The sequence below is a fragment of the Paucibacter sp. XJ19-41 genome, assembly GCF_028462495.1.
Classification (GTDB): Bacteria; Pseudomonadota; Gammaproteobacteria; order Burkholderiales; family Burkholderiaceae_C; genus Roseateles_E.
In genome coordinates, this window is sequence record NZ_JAQOWX010000011.1 from 21,389 (window position 1) to 40,182 (window position 18,794).

The window sequence follows — 18,794 nt, forward strand, 5'->3', positions numbered from 1 at the left end:
CTTTCCGATCATGACCACGAATCAAGACCTGTTCGAGCGCTCGCAGCGCGTCATCCCTGGCGGCGTCAATTCGCCGGTGCGCGCCTTCCGCGCCGTCGGCGGCACGCCGCGCTTCATCAAGCGCGGTGAAGGCGCCTATATCGTCGATGCCGAGGGCCGGCGCTATATCGACTACATCGGCTCCTGGGGCCCGATGATCCTGGGCCACGGCCACCCTGCCGTGCTGGATGCGGTGCTGAGTGCGGCGCGCGAGGGCTTCTCCTTCGGCGCGCCGACCGAGCGCGAGCTCGAGCTGGCCGAGGAGATCCTGAAGCTGGTGCCCAGCATGGAGCAGGTGCGCCTGGTCAGCTCCGGCACCGAGGCGACGATGAGCGCGATCCGGCTGGCGCGCGGCGCCACAGGCCGCAGCAAATTCATCAAGTTCGAGGGCTGCTACCACGGCCACACCGACGCGCTGCTGGTCAAGGCGGGGTCGGGTCTTGCCACTTTCGGCCACCCGACCAGCGCCGGCGTACCGGCCGAGGTCGCCCAGCACACGCTGGTGCTGGAGTACAACAACCTCGCCCAGCTCGAAGAGGCCTTCGCGCTGCACGGGCCCGAGCTGGCCTGCGTGATCGTCGAGCCGATCGCCGGCAATATGAACTTCGTGCGCGCCAGCCTGCCCTTCATGAGCCGCATGCGCGAGCTGTGCTCGGCCCATGGCGCGCTGCTGGTGTTCGATGAGGTGATGACGGGCTTTCGCGTCGGCCTGAGCAGCGCGCAAGGCCACTATGCCAGCCTGATCCCCGGCTTCAAGCCCGATATCAGCGTGTTCGGCAAGGTCATCGGCGGCGGCATGCCGCTGGCCGCCTTTGGTGCCAGCCGCGACATCATGGCTCACCTCGCCCCGCTGGGCGGCGTCTACCAGGCCGGCACCCTGAGCGGCAACCCGGTCGCCACCGCCTGCGGCTTGGCCACGCTGCGCGAGATCCAGAAGCCCGGCTTCTTCGACGCGCTGAGCGAGCGCACCCGCAGCCTGGTCGACGGCCTGGTGGCGGTGGCCAAGGACAATGGCGTGCCCTTCAGCGCCGATTGCCAGGGCGGCATGTTCGGCTTCTTCCTGATGAGCGAGCTGCCGCAGAACTACACCACCGTGATGACGACCGACAAGGAGCGCTTCAACCGCTTCTTCCACGGCATGCTCGATGCCGGCGTCTACCTGGCACCCGCGCTGTATGAAGCCGGCTTCGTCAGCGGCGCCCACAGCGCGGCCGATATCGAGGCCACGCTGGACGCCGCCCGCAGCGCCCTGCGCTGAGATGGCGCTCATGGCCCGCCGCTTCGATGCGGTGATCTTCGATATGGACGGTCTGCTGCTCGACTCCGAGCGACCGATCCGCGATGCCTGGCTGCGGCTGTCATCGCTGACCGAGGCCGACTATCTGCTGACGGTCGGCCGCAACCGGCCGGACAGCCTGGCCGTGCTGACCGAGAAGCTGGGCAGCCTGGCGGAGGCCGAGGGCGTGTATGAGGCGGTCGATGCCGAGATCGCCAGGCAGTTCCAAGGCCGCGGATTCGAACTCAAGGCCGGTGCGCTGGCCCTGCTGCAGGGACTTCAGGGCCTGGGCGTGCCGCTGGCCGTGGCCTCCTCGACCCGCCACGCCAAGGTGATCGACCGGCTCGACGCAGCCGGCATCCGTCACTTCTTTGGCCCCATCCACGGCGGCGACCAGGTGGCACGCGGCAAGCCGCATCCGGACCTGTTCGAGCTGGCCGCGCGCAGCCTTGGCATCCATCCTGCTAAGGCCCTGGTGTTCGAGGATTCCAGCTACGGCGCCCAGGGGGCGCTGACGGCGGGCATGGGCGTGGTCCTGGTGCCCGACCTGAAGCAGCCCGACCCGGCTATCGCCCCGCAGTGCCTGGTGCTAGGCTCCCTGGACGAGGTCCTGCCCCGCCTGCCCTCCTGGTTTAGAGACAACTGATATGCATAGCCACATCCTCGGCATCTGCGGCACCTTCATGGGCGGCCTGGCCGCGCTGGCCCGCGAGGCCGGCCACAAGGTGACCGGCTGCGATGCCAATGTCTACCCGCCGATGTCCGATCAGTTGCAGGCCTTGGGCATCGAGCTGATCCAGGGCTTTGGCGCCGAGCAGCTGGCGCTCAAACCCGATCTGTTCGTGATCGGCAATGTCGTGACCCGCTCCTCGGAAGGCCGCTTCCCGCTGATGGAAGCCATTCTCGACGCCGGTCTGCCCTACACCTCGGGCCCGCAGTGGTTGGCCGAGCATGTCTTGCAGGGCCGCCATGTGCTGGCCGTGGCCGGCACCCATGGCAAGACCACGACCACCGCGATGCTGGCCTGGATTCTTGAGCAGACCGGGCTGGAGCCGGGCTTTCTGGTCGGCGGCGTGCCGCTGAACTTTGGCGTCTCGGCCCGGCTCGGCAAGGGCAAGCCTTTCGTCATCGAAGCCGACGAGTACGACACCGCCTTCTTCGACAAGCGCAGCAAGTTCGTCCACTACCGGCCGCGCACCGCGATCCTGAACAATCTCGAGCACGACCACGCCGACATCTTCCCCGACCTGGCCGCGATCGAGACCCAGTTCCACCACCTGGTGCGCACCGTGCCGGCCAGCGGCCGCCTGGTCGTCAATGCCCGCGAGGACGCGCTCAAGCGCGTGCTCAGCCGCGGCTGCTGGAGCGAGGTGCAGCGCTTCGGCGCCCGCAAGGAAGAGCCCGGCGCGCTGCGCGCCCGTGGCGAGCCGCAGGCCTTCGACGTGCTGCGCGGCAGCCTGAAGGTCGCGCGGGTCGAATGGGCCCTGAGCGGCGAGCACAACCAGCTCAATGCGCTGGCCGCGATCGCCGCCGCCGAGCATCTGGCAGTGCCGCCCGAGCAGTCGGCCGCCGCGCTGGCCACGTTCCAGAACGTGCGTCGCCGGCTGGAGCTGCGCGGCGAGGCCCTCGTTGAAGGAGGCAGCGTCAAGGTCTACGACGACTTCGCCCACCACCCGACCGCCATCCACACCACGGTCAACGGCCTGCGCCGCCGTATCGCGCCCAGCGAGCGCATCCTGGCCGTGTTCGAGCCGCGCTCCAACACGATGAAGCTGGGCACGATGAAGGCCCAGCTGCCCTGGTCGCTGGAAGAGGCCGATCTCAGTTTCTGCCATCAGGGCAGCGTCGACTGGGACGCCAAGGAAGTGCTGGCGACCATGGGCGCGCAGGCCCAGGTCTGTGCCGACATCGATGCGCTGGTGGCCGCCGTCGTCCGGGCCGCCAAGCCCGGCGACCATGTGCTGTGCATGAGCAATGGCGGCTTTGGCGGGATTCACGAGAAGCTGCTCGCCGCGCTGCGGCAACGCGACGGCTGAGGACTGCGCGGACCGCCATCTATCCACCGCGCCGCTGCAACTCTGCCGCAGCAGCCACTTTAAGCCAGTTCAGCGTGGCTGAGCTATGTTCTGCGCTTCCGTCGACTGCTGCCACTCACGCAAGAATTCGTGCGCCAGCTTGCGAGCCTCGGCCTCCTTTTCGGGGGGAAGGCTTCGGAGACCTGACATGGTCCGCACAGCGGCTTGGAAGGCCTCAATCACCCATTCTGGCGCCTTTGCCGCCACCAACATCTCGGGCAACAACTGTCCCATGTCGTCACGGGTTTGCAGATGTGGTCGGCCTCGCTGCTTCAGCATCTCCATGAACAGCTCATAGCCTCGCAGCTCCACGGCGGACAAGCCTAGCGAATCTCCAAAGAACACCAGCTCGCTGAGGGTGGAGCCATGGCCGAGTCTGGCATCGCGGATCAAGGCCGCCCTCAGTACTTCATCGCTAATTTCGCGTTCCCCGACCAAACCCTGGCGGCGCAAAAACCAGTACTCGGAGGCGGCACCCGGCACACCACCTTCAATGCCTCGCTTCAGCAACGGGCCTAGCGGCATGTACATGTCCGGACTGAGTTCCTGACAACGGCGCTGAATAGCCTGATCATGCTTCAGATTGTCTAGGCGCAGCTGTCGGTATGCTTCGGCGTGCTCGTCCGCGCGTGCCAGGGCCCCGTAGCCCTGCTCAACTATCTTGTCGATCATCCCGCAGCGCCGGATCGCACCCGCAGCCTCGTAGGCATCCTCCGGCGAACCGCCTGACTGTGCACGGCGTATCAATCCAACATAGTCAGGTACATCTGACCGGTCGGCACCAGTTTGCGTAATGGGCCTGGGCCGTGCAGCATCAACACCGCCTGCTGGCAAAGAGCCGGACCGGCTATGACCGTCGATTTCGAGGACTTTGCTGCCCGGACTCGCCGCATGTACAGCCGGCCCGCCATCACTCACTCCGTCTGCATCATGTCGGCCGACATACTTCAGCCAGAGAGTCCCGAGCAACACCAACGCCAACGCTATCGGTGCTCGCCTCACAAGCAAATGTTTAAGCCATTGCCGCATTGCAGCTCTCGACAGTAATGGCCTCATCGAGCAAACACCACAATCCACGAACGCTCTGAAGATCTGACATCCAGGCGCAGCCCCTTTTGGCCGAGGCCATCAGCCCGGCGTCGCATTGCATTCGGCTTGCTTGGCTTCGCATCGTTGAGTTAGCCATGATGGACCAATTGTTTCGTTCGCAGCCACGCACGCCGTCATGCCAATCAAACCGGCATAAGTGCCAAGTCCTGTGAGTGCAATTAGGCCACCACCGGCAATGCACACCGCGTTGATGCGATTGACCGTTTCCTGTACACCAGTTTGAACACAGAAGTCGCGCTGCGCCTTACAACGCGCAAAGCGTTGCGTTAGAGACTCCGAATTCCCACCAGCGATAGTCAGATCGACGCTCAACGGACTCCATCCTGAAATCTGAACTTCTTGCCAGAATCCAATCCGCCCGACACTTTCACCAGTCACCGTCACGGGGGGAAGTGATGCGTGCATGCTCATCGAGTAGGCTAAGTTGCCACCGCAAAAGCCCAGTGGACGAGGGTCTGTCGATACAGCTGAACCCTGCTGTTGCAAGGACCTGACCGCTTGCCGTTCAGAATCAGTCAAGCTCCGGCGGTCAATGGAAAGCAAATTACCGCCTGCCTCCACACCCAGGATGCGACCAGTACCTGCTTCCCGCACCAATTTGTGTCGAACACCGCCCAGGACGACGACAGTAGGCTGGCCATTTTCATACTCAAGACTTGCTGCGGTTCTCGGCGCTACATCACCAGCGCTCGAAAGGCTCGACGCGCGCGCGTTAACGCCTTCGGGCGTACGCGGCATCTGGAATGGCTCAAGCGTTTCACAACCGGCTCTTGCGCTGATTGCCGTAGCGCTAAGCGCCAACATGACAGCAATAGCGATCAGTGCCCGAAACTGATGGTGCATGACGATCTCCCTTTTGAGTGAAGTAGCTCGGCACGGAGTTTCATATTTCGCACAAAAGGGCGTCCATCGCCCCAAAGGAGGGGTAGGGAACCCTACTTTGCACTCGCAAGCGTGAGTCCACCATTCATTGGCACAGCCGAACCGTCACCCTCGGCTAATCGGTCCAGGATAGCCAGCTACGATGCGAGATCACTCCATCGCACACCCGAACGGATCATGCCGCCCCTGCCCCCCGATGACGCCCCCGCCCTGCACGACAAGACCTTTGTGCTGCTGCTGGTGCTGGTGACCCTGGCCTTTGGCTGGATCCTCCTGCCCTTTTACGGCGCGGTGCTGTGGGGCACGGCAATGGCCATCGTGTTCGCGCCGCTGTACCGGCGCCTGCTCAAGCCCGCCAAGGGGCGGCGCACGCTGGCGGCGCTGGGTGCAATCCTCATTGTTCTGCTGCTGGTGATACTGCCGCTGGCCCTGATCACGCTGTCGCTGGTACAGGAGGGCACGGCGCTGTATGCAAAGAGCAAGTCGGGCGAGTTCAGCTTCACGACCTATGTGCAGCAGATCTATGCGGCGCTGCCGGCCTGGCTGACCCAGTTGCTGGACCGCTTCGGCCTGGGCAATCTCAACCTGCTGCAGGACAAGCTGGTGAGCGCGCTGAACCAGGGCAGCCAGTTGCTGGCGAGCAAGGCCCTGGGCTTCGGCCAGGACACCTTCGACTTCGTCGTCAGCTTCTTCATCATGCTCTACCTGATGTTCTTCGTGATGCGCGACGGCGAGCAACTGTCGCGCCGCATTCGCGAGGCGCTGCCCTTGCGCGCCACCTACAAGCGCATGCTGGCAGAGAAGTTCACCACCGTGATCCGCGCCACCGTCAAGGGCAATATCGCTGTGGCCGCGCTGCAGGGCGCTCTAGGCGGCCTGGCCTTCTGGGTGCTGGACGTGCATGCCCCGGTGCTGTGGGCCGTGCTGATGGCCTTTCTGTCGCTGCTGCCGGCCGTTGGCGCCGGCCTGGTGTGGCTGCCGGTAGCGCTGTACTTCCTGGCCACCGGCAATGTCGCGGCCGGCCTGGGCCTGATCGCCTATGGCGTGCTGGTGATCGGCCTGGTCGACAACCTGCTGCGGCCGCTGCTGGTCGGCAAGGACACCAAGATGCCCGACTACATCGTGCTGATCTCCACGCTGGGCGGCATGGCCGTGTTCGGGCTGAACGGCTTTGTGATCGGCCCGCTGATCGCGGCGATGTTCATCGCGGTCTGGGACATCGTCGCCACCGAGCGGCGCGGCATGCACAACTAGCCACCCCTGTCCCGCAGGCGACAGTGCGGCGGGCTTTTCTGTAGAGCCCCTCCTCTAGCCCAGGGCCTTCACGCTTGGCGGTCCAGGCCCTGGGGGTTAGCCTTGTGCCACAAGACACAAGGAGACCTGTTTGGACCACAGCCTCAACGAGCGCCTGCAGCTCTGCCTGGAGCTGCAGCGCAGCGCTTTCCGCGCCGAGCCCATGCCCAGCCTGGCCACCCGGCTGGACCGGGTCGAGCGCGTGCGAGCGATGACGCGCCGGCATGCGGACGAGCTGGTCGAGGCGATCTCGCGCGATTTCGGCCATCGCGCCCGCCAGGAGACCCTGCTGGCCGATGTGTTCACGGTGGAGTCGGCGGCCCAGCATGCCAAAGCCCATCTGCGCGGCTGGATGAAGTCCAGGCGCATGCCCACCGCCCTGCATTTCCTGCCTGGCAGCAATCGACTGATGCCGCAGCCGCTGGGCGTGGTGGGTGTGATCGCACCCTGGAACTATCCCTATCAGCTGGCGCTGAGCCCGGCGCTGGCCGCGCTGGCGGCGGGCAACCGGGTGCTGATCAAGCCCTCGGAGCTGACCCCGCTGACCTCGGCCCTGATGGCCCGCATCGTGGCCGAGCATTTCGCGCCCGAGGAGATGCAGGTGATCTGCGGCGACGCGGCGCTGGCCCGCGCCTTCGCGGCCCTGCCCTTCGACCACCTGTTCTTCACCGGCTCCACCGCCGTGGGCCGGCTGGTGGCCCAGGCCGCCGCGCAAAACCTGACCCCGGTGACCTTGGAGCTCGGCGGCAAGTCGCCGGTCATCATCGATGCCAGCGCGGATCTGGGGCGTGTCGCCGAGCGGCTGGCCTTCGGCAAGCTGCTCAACGCCGGCCAGACCTGCATCGCGCCGGACTATGTGCTCGCGCCCAAGCCCATGGTCGAGCCGCTGGCCCAGGCGCTGCAGCGGGCGATACGCCGACTCTACCCAAGCATTGCCGGCAACCCCGACTACACAAGCATCGCGACCGAGCGCCACCACGCCCGGCTGCAAGGCCTGCTCGACGACGCCCGCGCGCGCGGCGCCCGGCTGCTGCCCAGCCATGACGAGGTCCCCGAGGGCCGCAAGCTGGTGCCGCATCTGCTGCTGGACGTGACGGGCGAGATGGCGGTGATGCGCGAGGAGATCTTCGGCCCGCTGCTGCCCATCGTCGGCTGCGACGATGCCGGCGCCGCGATCGCTCATGTGCAGCGCCACGAGCGGCCGCTGGCGCTGTACTGGTTCGGCAGCGACGGGCCAGCGCGCGAGCGGGTGCTGCGCGAGACCCATGCCGGCGGCGTCACGGTCAATGACTGCATCTGGCATATCGGCCAGGAGGACCAGCCCTTTGGCGGCGTCGGCGCCAGCGGACAAGGGGCCTATCACGGCGTCTGGGGTTTCAACACCTTCAGCGCGCTCAAGCCGGTGTTCACGCAGCCGCGCTGGGCCGGCACCCGGCTGTTCTACCCGCCCTATGGCGTCACTTTCGAGCGTCTGCTGGGCCTGCTGAAGAAGATTGCATGAGCGGCGCGACGATGAGGGCCGAGCACGACTATCTGATCATTGGCGGCGGCTCGGCCGGCTGCGCGCTGGCCGGCCGGCTCAGCGAAGATCCGACCTGCCGAGTCACGGTGCTGGAGGCCGGCGGCGCCGGCGACAGCTGGGTGGTCAAGACACCATTTGCCGGCGTGCTGCAAATCCCCAGCAAGCTCAACAACTGGGCTTTCGAGACCGTGCCCCAGGCCGGGCTGAACGGCAGGCGCGGCTACCAGCCACGCGGCCGGGTGCTCGGCGGCTCCTCGGCCATCAATGCGATGGTCTATATCCGCGGCCACCGCAGCGACTACGACGCCTGGGCCGCCGCCGGCAACCCCGGCTGGAGCTTCGACGAGTTGCTGCCCTACTTCATCCGCTCCGAGAACAACACCCGGCTGGGCGCCCCCTGGCATGGCCAGGCCGGGCCGCTGCGCGTCGGCGATCTGCGCAGCGACAGCCCGCTGCATGCGGCCTGGCTGGAGGCCGCCCGACACTGCGACCATCCGGTGCTGGACGATTTCAATGCCGGCGAGATGGAAGGCCTGGGCGTCTACCAGGTGACCCAGCACGAGGGCGAGCGCTGGAGCGCCGCGCGCGGCTATCTGCATCCGCATCTGGGCAGCCGGCCCAATCTGCAAGTGCTCACCGGCGTGCGCGTGCTGCGCCTGCTGCTGGAGGGCCGGCGCGCGGTCGGCGTCGAGATCCTGCAGAACGGCCACAAGCGCGAGCTGCGCGCTGCTCGCGAGGTGGTGCTGAGCGCCGGCGCGCTGCAGTCGCCCCAGCTGCTGATGCTGTCGGGCATCGGCGATGGCGCGGCGCTGCAGCGACTGGGCCTGCCGGTGACCCATCATCTGCCGGGTGTAGGCCAGAACCTGCACGACCACCCGGACTTTGTGTTCGGCTACCTGTCCGACAGCCTGGACACGGTGGGCATCTCGGCCAAGGGCGGCTGGCGCCTGCTCCAATCCATCGCCCGCTACCGGCGCGAACGCCGCGGCATGATCACGACCAATTTCGCCGAGTGCGGCGGTTTTCTGAGCACCCGGCCGGGCCTGCCGGCGCCGAATATGCAGCTGCATTTCGTCGTCGCCCTGGTGCAGGACCATGCGCGCAAGCTGGGCCTGGGCCACGGCCTGTCCTGCCATGTCTGCCTGCTGCGCCCGCACAGCCGCGGCACGCTGAGCCTGGCCAGCGCCGACCCGCTGGCCGCGCCGCTGATCGACCCGGCTTTCTTGCAGCATCCGGACGATGTGCAGCAGCTGGTCGAGGGCTATCGACTGACCCGCGCGCTGATGCGCGCCCCCAGCCTGAAGGCCTTCTGGACCCACGAGGCCTGGACCCGCGAGGCTCAGACGGGCGATAGCGATGCCGAGATCGAGGCCTTGCTGCGCCAGCGCGTGGACACGGTCTACCACCCGGTGGGCAGCTGCCGCATGGGCCAGGATGCGCTGGCGGTGGTGGACGCCGAGCTGCGCGTGCATGGCATCGAGGGTCTGCGGGTGGTGGACGCCTCGGTGATGCCCCAGGTGATCAGCGGCAACACCAATGCACCGGCCATCGTGATCGGCGAGAAGGCGGCCGATCTGATGCGCGGCCGCAGCGCGACGATGCCTCAGGCACGGCACGATCTGGCGGCGGTCTGAGTACTGTCGGCATGAGGTCGGCATGAGGCCGGGGATAATCCCCGCATGTCATTGACCGAAGCGACGGGCCTGCTGCTGGCCTCCCTGGCGCGCCTGATCACCGGCGCCCAGGGCCACTGGAAGGGCTGCCCGCCCACCGCCGAGCAGCGCATCTATTTCGCCAACCATCAAAGCCACTTCGACTGGGTGCTGATCTGGGCCGCGCTGCCGGCCGAGCTGCGCGCCGGCACCCGGCCGATCGCGGCCCGCGACTACTGGACCTCCAGCAAGCTCAAGACCTGGCTGACCTCGGCGGTGTTCAACGCCATCTATGTGAGCCGCACCCGCACAACGCCCGATGAGGACCCGCTTGAGCCGCTGGTCGAGGCGCTGGGCAACGGCGACTCGCTGGTGATCTTTCCCGAGGGCACGCGCTCCAGCAAGGGCGAGCCGCAGGCCTTCAAGGCCGGGCTGTTCCATCTGGCCCAGCAGTTTCCGCAGGTGCAGCTGATACCGACCTGGATAGACAACGTCCAGCGCGTGATGCCCAAGGGCGAGATCGTGCCGGTGCCGATTCTTTGCACCGTGACTTTCGGCGAGCCTCTGCACCTGATGCCCGGCGAGGACAAGCGCGACTTCCTGGCCCGTGCCCGCGACGCCGTGCTGGCGCAGCGGCCCACACAGGAGCGTGCTTGATGAAAGCGCTGCGCCTGATGAACGCCGGCGACCAGATCGCGCTGCTGTTCCTGATTCTGTTCGGCCTGTTGGTGCTGATCACCGCCGCAGGCTTCTTCTACTCGCTGCGCAGCACCGAGCGCAGCGAGGCGGCCGAGAACAACTGGCGCCAGTTCCGCCGCGACCTGAACGCCACCTGGGTCGGCTCGCTGCTGTTCTGGGCCGCCTGGGTCTCGGGGCCGCTGGGCGCCACCCTGCTGTTCGGCGTGCTGTCCTTTCTGGCGCTGCGCGAGTTCATCACGCTGATGCACACCCGGCGCGCCGACCATCGCAGCCTGATCCTGGCCTTCTTCGTGCTGCTGCCGCTGCAGTACGCGCTGGTCGGCAACCGGCATTTCGATGTGTTCAGCGTGCTGATCCCGGTCTACGGCTTTCTGGCCATCCCGGTGGTCAGTGCGCTGGCCGACGATCCGCAGCGCTTTCTCGAACGCAATGCCAAGATCCAGTGGGGCATCATGGTCTGCGTCTACGGGCTCTCGCATGCGCCCGCCCTGCTGCTGCTGGACTTCAGGGGCTATGAAGGGCGCGGCCCCTTCCTGCTGTTCTTCCTGGTGATGGTGGTCGGTGTCGGCCAGATCGTCCAGGAAGTGGCCAGCCGCTCGCTGCGGCGCCGGCCGCTGGCGCGCCGCATCAGCCGCAGCTTCTCCTTGCGGGCCTGGTGGCTGGGCCTGCTGGCGGCGGCCGTCACCGGCACCCTGCTGTACTGGATCACCCCGTTCAAGGCCGGCCAGGCCCTCGTGATGGCGGTCATCGCGGCGGCGGCCGGCACCATGGGCGGCCTGGTGATGAAGGCGCTCAAGCGCGACGCCGGCGTGGTCTACTGGGGCAACCGCAGCTCCATCACCGGCGCGGTGGGCCTGCTGGACCGCATCGCAGTGCTGTGCTTCGCGGCCCCGGTGTTCTTCCACTCGGTGCGCTGGTATTTCAAGCTTGACCTCTGATGCGAATTCTCGGCATTGACCCCGGTCTGCAGACCACCGGCTTCGGCGTCATCGACGCCGACGGCCCGCGCCTGAGCTATGTGGCCAGCGGCACGATCAAGACCAGCGCGGTCGCCACCGGCGATCTGCCGGCGCGGCTGAAGATCCTGTTCGACGGCATCCGCGAGGTTGCGGCCACCTACCAGGCGCAGTGCGCGGCGGTCGAGATCGTGTTCGTCAACGTCACCCCGCAATCGACGCTGCTGCTGGGCCAGGCACGCGGTGCGGCGCTGACGGCCCTGGTCAGCTGCGATCTGCCGGTGTCCGAGTACACCGCGCTGCAGATGAAGAAAGCCATCGTCGGCCATGGCCATGCGAAGAAGGAACAGGTGCAGGCCATGGTGCAGCGCCTGCTGGCCCTGCCCGGCGAACCCGGCAAGGACGCCGCCGATGCGCTGGGCCTGGCCATCATGCATGCCCATGCCCGCGTCTCCTTCGAGGCGATGAGCCGCAGCACCACCTTGCAGCGCCGCCAGCACGCGCAGTTCAAGGGCAGCCGGACGTACTGAGCGACTTTCGCCGCCTGCCGCTTGACACCGTAGCGACTCCAGGCTTTCCAATGCAGGCATCGACCAAATGACTGATTGGAGCCCTCCCGATGTCCGCCCATTGCTGTGAACACGACACGCCGCCAGCCAGCCAGATTCTCAATCTGGGCCGCTACCGCAAGATCCTGTGGATCGCGCTGGCGGTCAATGCCGCGATGTTCCTGCTGGAGATCACGGCCGGCATTGCCGCCGGCTCGCTGTCGCTGCTGGCCGATGCGATCGACTTCGCCGGCGATGCGCTGAACTATGCGGTGTCGCTGGCGGTGCTGGCCTCGGCCCTAGCCTGGCGGGCTCGCGCAGCGATGCTGAAGGCCGCCAGCATGATGGGTTTCGGGCTCTATCTGCTGGGCCATGCGCTCTGGGCGGTCTGGCATGGCCAGGTGCCGGATGCGCCGACGATGGGGGCGGTGGCCCTGCTGGCGCTGGCTGCCAACGTCGCAGTCGCCTGGATGCTGTACGCCTTTCGCGAGGGCGACGCCAATATGCGCAGCGTCTGGCTGTGCTCGCGCAATGACGCGATCGGCAATCTGGCCGTGCTGGCAGCGGCCGCCGGCGTCTTCGGCACCGGCAGCGCCTGGCCCGACCTGGCCGTCGCCGGCCTGATGGCCACGCTGGCCCTGCATGGCGGCTGGCAGGTGCTGCGCCAGGCCCGCAGCGAGCTCGGTCATGGCAGCGGCCCTGCGGCGCATGCCCATGATCACGGGCATTGAGCGGCGGCGTGGCGTAGCATCACGCTTCGTTCTCGCGGAGTCCCCATGTTCGGCATTGCAGACTACGGCGCCTTTGTCGTCGCCATCATCGTCTTCTTGATGATTCCAGGCCCGGGCAATCTGGCCCTGATCTCGTCCACCGGCAAGGGCGGGTTCAAGGGCGGGCTGGCCGCGACGCTCGGCGTGATCGCCGGCGATCAGGTCTTGATGTGGCTGGCTGTGGCCGGCGTTGCCGCTTTGCTGGCGGCCTCGCCGCGTGTGTTCGCCGGCGTGCAGTGGCTGGGCGCGGCCTATCTGGCCTGGCTGGGCTGGCGCATGTTGCGCGCCAAGCCGGGCGACGCGCCGGTGCTGCAGATCCGGCCGCGCCAGTATTTCCAGCAGGCCCTGCTGATCACACTGCTGAACCCCAAGGCCATCGTGTTCTACATGGCCTTCTTCCCGCTATTTGTTGACCCGGCGCGGCACCAGGGCCTGGCGACCTTCGGCGCGATGGCCGTGACGATTGCGCTGCTGACCTTAGCCTATGGCCTGGTCGTGACGCTGCTGACCCAGCATCTGGCGGCCCGGCTGCGCAGCAATCCGCGCATCGGCCAATGGCTGGAGCGCCTGGCCGGCACGGTGCTGATCGGCTTCGGGCTGAAGCTGGCGCTGTCGCGCTGAGCCACAAAAGAAAAGGGCGGTGCCTCTTGGCACCGCCCCTGGCGACGAGGCTTGTGGCCTCAGGCTTGTTGCTGCTGCTGACGGCGACGGCGCGCGATCGCACCGAGCGCAGCCAGGCCGGCCAGGCTCATCGCCCAGGTGCCGGGCTCGGGGACGGCGCTGATGCTCAGGCTGCCCAGCGTGTCGCTGCCGCCGATCGAGTAGGTGAAGCCGCTGAAGCCGAAGAAGGACTGCAGGGCGAGTTCACCGCCACCTGTCGTCGAGAACAAGGCATTGGGGCCTATCAAGCTGCCCATCTCGAACTGCACATAGGGATCGACCGCCTGGCCCAGTGTGTAGCTGTCGCCCATGAAGTTCAGCGTCAGCGCGGTCAGGGCGAAGCTGCCGTCGAAGCCGCCGGCGGCGACCTCGGCATCGTCGATCGAGAACTGGCCGCTCAGCACCGCGACGCCGGGGTTGGCATCGAAGGCGCCGCTGAAGTTGTAAGTGGCGGCCTGCGCAGCGCAGGCCAGTGTCAGGGCCGCCAGGGCCGTCAGGGTTTTGCGGAACATGGGAATTCTCCTTGGAAGGCTCAGAACTTGAAGCTGGATGCGTTGAGGGTGGCGCAGGACACGCTCTTGAGCTGAACCAGCGGCTTGCTCCTGGTCGCGCCGGCGCTGCCGTCGGTGTCGATGCCGATGACGGCATTGGCGCCGGACATCGTGCAGCTCACAAAGCCCTGACCCAGCGGATCGGCGCTGACGATGCCGCTGGCCTGCAGCAGCTGGCTCAGCACCAGCACGTCCTCACCGACGGCGAAGTCGGTGACGGTGTCGCCGGCATCCAGCATGCTGCGGTAGACGAACTGGTCGCGGCCGGCGCCGCCGGTCAGCATGTCTGCACCGGCGCCGCCCTCGATCTGGTCATCACCGGCGGTGCCGACGATGGTGTCGCGCCCGGCCGTACCGGCCACCTGCTTGACCAGGTTCAGGCCCAGCACCACTGGATCATGGTCGGAGGACTTGTAGGCTGTGGGCTGGTAGTAGTCCGGCCCGCAGGTCGCGCAGGCGGGCTGCTTGAACTCGAGGTTGTAGTCGATGATCAACGGTTCGTCGGCGTTGATGGCCCAGGGCTTGGCCGAGACGATCTTGGCGTTCATCGAGGCCGTCGTCAGGCCATGGTCCAGGCGGCCGGCAAAGCCGTCGAACACATAGCTGTAGGCAGCCGGGTCGAAACGACCGACCTGGTCGATGAAGGCGCCATCGCCGGTCAGCGCGTGGATGGGATCTTCCTGCGCATAGGCATTCATATCGCCCAGCACGATCACATCCTGCGTGCTGGCTGCCGCCTGGATCTGGCCGACAAAGCTGCGCAGACGCTGGGCTTGGTCGACACGGGTGGCATTCCAGCAGCCCTGGCCATCGCCCTGGTCGCCATCGATGCCGCCCGAGGGGCAGCTGCCCTTGGACTTCAGGTGGTTGACGGCCACCGCGAAGCGCTCGCCATTCGGTGCCGCGAAGCCCTGGGCAAAGGTCGGCCGGTTGTTGACCTCATGCGTGTCCGACAGCGGCGCGCCCTGCAGGCTCAGGCGGCCCGGCTTGTAGAGCATGGCCACGCGGATCGCGTCGGTGCCGGTGTCCAGCGCGCCCTTGGGCACGACCTGGTAGACCACCGAGCCCAGCTTGGCATTGATCGCATCGGCCAGGTTCTGGGCCGCGACGTCGCCGTTGTTTTGGATCTCCATCAGGCCGACCACATCGGCATTGATCGCGCTGAGCGAGGCCACCAGCTTGGTCTGCTGACGCTGGAACTCGGCCAGGTTGTTGGCGCCGCGGCAGTTGGAGGCCGAGCTGGCACCGCCCAGCGTGCAGCCCTGGCCGCTCTGGCCGGAGGCGGTCTGGCCGTTGGTGAAGGTGGTGAAGTAGTTCAGCACATTGGCACTGGCCACCGTGTAGTTGCCGCCTGCGGCAGCGGGCGCGGCGGTGCGCGGGTTGCTGCGATCGAACTGCACCGGCGCGGTGGGCTGCAGCTTGTACATCGCCGCGCCGTTCGAGGCGGCGGTGGCCAGGCCGAAGTCGATCACACCGGTCAGCGACGCGGCCGTGTCACCGGCACGCACCGTGTTGTCGGCGGCCAGATAAGGCGTCGGATTCGGATTCTGGATCGACAGGTTGTCGTCCAGCAGCAGCATGCGGCGCGCGTTGGCGGTGAACAGGGCCTGTGCCTCAGGCGTGCCGGGGCGATGCACATTGGTCGGGTTCAGCAGACGGCCGCCGGCGGCGATGGTCAGCTGGCCGTAGCGGCCCAGGACGTAGTTTTGCTGGACCATCACCGGGCCGGCCAGCGTCACCAGCATGCCCTCATAGGCCTCCAGACCATCGTCGCCGAGGGCAGTCAGGTCAACCTCGACCGGCGTGATCGCGTGGCCGCTGCTGAGCACCGTGATGGACGTCGGCGTGATCAGCTGGGTAATCGGGCGGGCCTGAGCGGCCGGGCTGCTGGCACCGGCGATGAACTCGGACACCTTGGCCGTCAGGCTGACCTCCTGGCCGAGTTGGGCGCTGTTGGCGGCGGCCGTGTAGACAAAGATGCCGTCCGAAGTCGCGTTGTTGCCGTCGCCGAGCTTGTCCTGCAGATAGAAGCCGGTGCTGGTGACATGGGTCACGATGCCACGGGTGCTGACGGTCTGGTCCTTCAGCGGGCTTTGCGCGCCGCTGCCTTGGATCGTATAGATCGCCACCGGGGTGCCGACGGGCGGCGGAGGGTCTTCGCCACCACCGCCGCTACCGTCGCAAACGTTTGGCGATGAGGCCAATGTGCGCGGCAGTGGCGTGCCCACCGTGAAGTCCGCGCTGTTGCTATTGGTGTCGGTGCAGCCATTGCCCTTGCGGATGGCCGCCGAGGTGGCCGTCACGCCAGTGATCGGCGACCCCTCGGCAGGAGCGCCGGAGCCAAAAGCGACCAGGTCGACGATGGCAGGAGAGGTGAAGTTCGAGACCAGGGCATCGGTGCTGGACACCAGGGCCACTTTGCCCGATGTTCCGCTCATATTGATGTTGCCGCCGTCAACATCGAAGGGCACGTCTTGCGTGCCACCACCACCTGCCGCCAGCTTGACCAGCAGATAGCGGCCCGGCTCCAGCGTCACATTGCCGATATTGGCCTTGGTCGGTGCGTTGAAGTTGCCGGTGGCAGATGCATATTGCACCGACCAAGTCGACAGATTCTGCGCGGTCTTGCCGGCATTGAACAACTCGACAAAATCGTTCTTGAAGGTGGTGCCGCTATTTCCGCCGCCGCCATAGACCTGACTGATGACGACGCCCTGGGCGTAGAGGCTGGGCGCGGCAAAAGCCAGCGCCAGCAGACTGATAAGAGGTTTGAGTTTCATGATGGGAATAGGGAGGACTCAAGAAATGGCCAATACCTCGCCAAAGGTGGCCGGCGGACGATGCAAGCTGCTTGGCTGCGCTTTCGCGCCGACGACGAGAGCAGCGCGTGCGGTGATGCTAGCGGCAAGATATGACAGCAGAAGACACCGCAAACGCGGGGGTAGCCGATGAGGCGGCGCGCTTGACAGGCGCACCTACAGGGTCTGCCCGGAGCAAACAACGGCGAAATTTGCGGCGTCACGCCATGCGCCCCAAAACGTTTGCGCAAACTCCGAAAAACGTGCTGCCAGGCTTGATTTCCTAGGGTTTGTACGAAACTCCACCGCCGCCCGGAAACCCTCTGTCCCGATATGAAACAAACTAGGTGTTTTCACCAGGATCGAGAAACGAGCGGGCCGGCAGCAAATTCGATGCACGGTTATAGGTGGGTCCCGCACCGGAATGTGTCAAAACCATGACGCTTCGGATAATCGGCGCCATCTTGGTGCCCGGGTATTGCCGCTGCGATGTCGCCGCTGATTTTGCTTTTCTTTGTGCTGGCCTATTTCGCGCTGCTGCTGGGCGTGGCCTGGTGGACTTCACGGCGGGCCGACAACCAGAGCTTTTTCATCGGCAACCGCAACAGCAACTGGATGCTGGTGGCCTTCGGCATGGTCGGCACCTCGCTATCGGGTGTGACCTTCATCAGCGTGCCCGGCGCCGTTGGCGACACCGCCTTCAGCTATTTCCAGATTGTGCTGGGCCAGTTCATCGGCTATGCGGTGATCGCCTTCGTGCTGCTGCCGCTGTACTACCGGCTGCAGCTGACCTCGATCTACGACTATCTGGGCCAGCGCCTGGGGCCGCGAAGCTACCGCACCGGCGCCGGCTTCTTCATCCTGTCGCGCACGCTGGGCGCCACCGCCCGTCTCTACCTGGTGGTGAAGATCCTGCAGGACGCCATCCTTGAGCGTATCGGCCTGCCGTTCTGGCTGACAGCGCTGGTGATCCTGTTGATGATCCTGGCCTACACCTACGAGGGCGGGGTCAAGACCATTGTCTGGACCGACACCTTACAGACCACGTGCATGCTGGGCGGGCTGATCGTCTGCGTGGCCTATCTGCTGCAGAGCCTGGACCTGTCGCTGGCGCAAAGCCTGGCGAGCATGGACGCGAGCGGACTGTCGCGCGTCTTCGAGACCGACCCGAACAGCCGCTTCTTCTTCGGCAAGCAGATACTGGCCGGTGCCTTCATCGCGATCGCGATGACCGGCATGGACCAGGAGATGATGCAGAAGAACATCTCGGTCAAGCGCCTGGCCGACTCGCAGAAGAATGTGATGGTGCTGGCCACCATCATGCTGGGCGTGGTGCTGCTGTTCCTCTTCCTCGGCGGCCTGCTGCATCTGTTCGCGGCGCAGGCCAAGCTGGCAGCCCAGGGTGACGCGCTGTTCGCGGCTGTCGTGCTGAACCATCTGCCGGCCTGGGTACAGCTGGTCTTCGTGATCGCGCTGATCTCGGCGCTCTTCCCCAGCGCCGATGGCGCCATCACCGCGCTGACCTCCAGCTTCTGCATCGACCTCTTGAACCTGCAGCGCCGCAGTGACTGGAGCGAGGCCAGGCGCCTGGCCGTGCGCAAGCGCGTGCATCTGGGCTTTGCCGCGCTGTTCCTGCTGCTGGTGATGGTGTTCAAGTGGGTCAACAACCCCAGCATGATCGGCCTGATCCTGAAGCTGGCCGGCTATACCTACGGGCCGCTGCTGGACCTGTTCGCCTTCGGCATCCTGACGCGCCGCTCGGTGCGCGACCGCTGGGTGCCGCTGGTGGCCGTGGCCGCACCGCTGCTGAGCTGGCTGCTGGACAGCCAGCAGCGCGCGCTGTTCGGCAGCTACGAGCTGGGGCTGGAACTGTTGCTGATCAACGGTGCGCTGACCTTTGCCGGGCTGTGGCTGCTGTCCGACTCTGCCAGGCATTCCTCGACCTAGGCAAGACCTGACGCCG

At 66.3% G+C, this 18,794-nt stretch carries 16 protein-coding genes; 12 read left to right on the top strand and 4 right to left on the bottom strand.

What is annotated here, in order from left to right; genetic code table 11:
- Positions 1-10 precede the first annotated feature (10 nt).
- From hemL to mpl, 3 genes are read left to right on the top strand one after another with little or no spacing between them, the layout of a single operon-like run.
- Positions 11-1,297, top strand: a complete 1,287-nt coding sequence (gene hemL, locus PO768_RS04560; RefSeq protein ID WP_272645095.1) for a glutamate-1-semialdehyde 2,1-aminomutase — start codon at positions 11-13, stop codon at positions 1,295-1,297.
- Between the two features lie 10 nt (positions 1,298-1,307).
- Positions 1,308-1,961, top strand: a complete 654-nt coding sequence (locus tag PO768_RS04565; protein WP_272645096.1) for an HAD family hydrolase — start codon at positions 1,308-1,310, stop codon at positions 1,959-1,961.
- Position 1,962: 1 nt separating this feature from the next.
- The gene (mpl, locus tag PO768_RS04570; RefSeq protein ID WP_272645097.1) at positions 1,963-3,351 is read left to right on the top strand and encodes a UDP-N-acetylmuramate:L-alanyl-gamma-D-glutamyl-meso-diaminopimelate ligase; all 1,389 of its coding nucleotides are present in this window, start codon (positions 1,963-1,965) and stop codon (positions 3,349-3,351) included.
- A 69-nt stretch (positions 3,352-3,420) separates the two neighbouring features.
- Here mpl and PO768_RS04575 read toward each other — a convergent pair whose 3' ends face one another.
- Positions 3,421-4,062 (bottom strand): hypothetical protein, encoded by a 642-nt coding sequence (locus tag PO768_RS04575; RefSeq protein WP_272645098.1) that lies wholly within the window; start codon positions 4,060-4,062, stop codon positions 3,421-3,423.
- A gap of 456 nt (positions 4,063-4,518) precedes the next feature.
- Positions 4,519-5,343: a hypothetical protein gene (locus tag PO768_RS04580; RefSeq protein ID WP_272645099.1), complete on the bottom strand. Its 825-nt coding sequence runs from the start codon at positions 5,341-5,343 to the stop codon at positions 4,519-4,521.
- A 216-nt stretch (positions 5,344-5,559) separates the two neighbouring features.
- Between PO768_RS04580 and PO768_RS04585 the strand changes: the two genes are divergently transcribed.
- The 8 genes from PO768_RS04585 to PO768_RS04620 all read left to right on the top strand — a co-directional run bounded on the left by PO768_RS04585 (position 5,560) and on the right by PO768_RS04620 (position 13,443).
- Positions 5,560-6,636, top strand: a complete 1,077-nt coding sequence (locus tag PO768_RS04585) for an AI-2E family transporter (protein WP_272645100.1) — start codon at positions 5,560-5,562, stop codon at positions 6,634-6,636.
- 130 nt (positions 6,637-6,766) lie between these two features.
- Positions 6,767-8,176, top strand: a complete 1,410-nt coding sequence (locus PO768_RS04590; RefSeq protein WP_272645101.1) for a coniferyl aldehyde dehydrogenase — start codon at positions 6,767-6,769, stop codon at positions 8,174-8,176.
- An 11-nt stretch (positions 8,177-8,187) separates the two neighbouring features.
- Positions 8,188-9,831: a GMC family oxidoreductase gene (locus PO768_RS04595; RefSeq protein WP_442953174.1), complete on the top strand. Its 1,644-nt coding sequence runs from the start codon at positions 8,188-8,190 to the stop codon at positions 9,829-9,831.
- A 45-nt stretch (positions 9,832-9,876) separates the two neighbouring features.
- Positions 9,877-10,506, top strand: a complete 630-nt coding sequence (locus PO768_RS04600; RefSeq protein WP_137941626.1) for a lysophospholipid acyltransferase family protein — start codon at positions 9,877-9,879, stop codon at positions 10,504-10,506.
- Positions 10,506-11,486 (top strand): phosphatidate cytidylyltransferase, encoded by a 981-nt coding sequence (locus PO768_RS04605; RefSeq protein WP_272645103.1) that lies wholly within the window; start codon positions 10,506-10,508, stop codon positions 11,484-11,486. Before PO768_RS04600 ends, PO768_RS04605 begins: the two co-directional genes overlap by 1 nt.
- Positions 11,486-12,034 carry a crossover junction endodeoxyribonuclease RuvC gene (gene ruvC / locus PO768_RS04610; protein ID WP_272645104.1) on the top strand — a complete coding sequence of 183 codons (549 nt, stop codon included), beginning with the start codon at positions 11,486-11,488 and terminating at the stop codon, positions 12,032-12,034. The genes PO768_RS04605 and ruvC overlap by 1 nt, the downstream gene beginning before the upstream one ends.
- Positions 12,035-12,123: 89 nt before the next feature.
- A complete protein-coding gene (locus PO768_RS04615; RefSeq protein ID WP_137941623.1) occupies positions 12,124-12,783 on the top strand; it encodes a cation transporter in 660 nt (219 codons plus the stop codon).
- Positions 12,784-12,828: 45 nt separating this feature from the next.
- Positions 12,829-13,443, top strand: coding sequence for a LysE family translocator (locus tag PO768_RS04620; RefSeq protein WP_137941622.1), 615 nt, complete (start codon positions 12,829-12,831; stop codon positions 13,441-13,443).
- 59 nt (positions 13,444-13,502) lie between these two features.
- On the opposite strand, the gene PO768_RS04625 is transcribed toward PO768_RS04620, so the two are convergent.
- Together PO768_RS04625 and PO768_RS04630 are read right to left on the bottom strand one after the other, a co-directional pair.
- Positions 13,503-13,994: a PEP-CTERM sorting domain-containing protein gene (locus PO768_RS04625; protein WP_272645105.1), complete on the bottom strand. Its 492-nt coding sequence runs from the start codon at positions 13,992-13,994 to the stop codon at positions 13,503-13,505.
- A 20-nt stretch (positions 13,995-14,014) separates the two neighbouring features.
- Entirely contained in the window at positions 14,015-16,813 is a 2,799-nt protein-coding gene (locus PO768_RS04630; protein ID WP_272645106.1) for an ExeM/NucH family extracellular endonuclease, read from the bottom strand.
- A 507-nt stretch (positions 16,814-17,320) separates the two neighbouring features.
- Here PO768_RS04630 and PO768_RS04635 point away from each other — a divergent pair.
- Entirely contained in the window at positions 17,321-18,778 is a 1,458-nt protein-coding gene (locus PO768_RS04635; protein ID WP_272645107.1) for a sodium:solute symporter, read from the top strand.
- Positions 18,779-18,794: the final 16 nt, after the last annotated feature.

Coding starts and splice junctions, on each gene's coding strand:
- PO768_RS04615 (WP_137941623.1), top strand. CDS start 12,124: ATGTCCGCCCATTGCTGTGAACACGACACGCCGCCAGCCAGCCAGATT.
- PO768_RS04600 (WP_137941626.1), top strand. CDS start 9,877: ATGTCATTGACCGAAGCGACGGGCCTGCTGCTGGCCTCCCTGGCGCGC.
- PO768_RS04605 (WP_272645103.1), top strand. CDS start 10,506: ATGAAAGCGCTGCGCCTGATGAACGCCGGCGACCAGATCGCGCTGCTG.
- PO768_RS04625 (WP_272645105.1), bottom strand. CDS start 13,994: ATGTTCCGCAAAACCCTGACGGCCCTGGCGGCCCTGACACTGGCCTGC.
- ruvC (WP_272645104.1), top strand. CDS start 11,486: ATGCGAATTCTCGGCATTGACCCCGGTCTGCAGACCACCGGCTTCGGC.
- PO768_RS04575 (WP_272645098.1), bottom strand. CDS start 4,062: ATGATCGACAAGATAGTTGAGCAGGGCTACGGGGCCCTGGCACGCGCG.
- PO768_RS04585 (WP_272645100.1), top strand. CDS start 5,560: ATGCCGCCCCTGCCCCCCGATGACGCCCCCGCCCTGCACGACAAGACC.
- PO768_RS04565 (WP_272645096.1), top strand. CDS start 1,308: ATGGCCCGCCGCTTCGATGCGGTGATCTTCGATATGGACGGTCTGCTG.
- PO768_RS04635 (WP_272645107.1), top strand. CDS start 17,321: ATGTCGCCGCTGATTTTGCTTTTCTTTGTGCTGGCCTATTTCGCGCTG.
- PO768_RS04630 (WP_272645106.1), bottom strand. CDS start 16,813: ATGAAACTCAAACCTCTTATCAGTCTGCTGGCGCTGGCTTTTGCCGCG.
- PO768_RS04620 (WP_137941622.1), top strand. CDS start 12,829: ATGTTCGGCATTGCAGACTACGGCGCCTTTGTCGTCGCCATCATCGTC.
- PO768_RS04580 (WP_272645099.1), bottom strand. CDS start 5,343: ATGCACCATCAGTTTCGGGCACTGATCGCTATTGCTGTCATGTTGGCG.
- PO768_RS04595 (WP_442953174.1), top strand. CDS start 8,188: ATGAGGGCCGAGCACGACTATCTGATCATTGGCGGCGGCTCGGCCGGC.
- hemL (WP_272645095.1), top strand. CDS start 11: ATGACCACGAATCAAGACCTGTTCGAGCGCTCGCAGCGCGTCATCCCT.
- mpl (WP_272645097.1), top strand. CDS start 1,963: ATGCATAGCCACATCCTCGGCATCTGCGGCACCTTCATGGGCGGCCTG.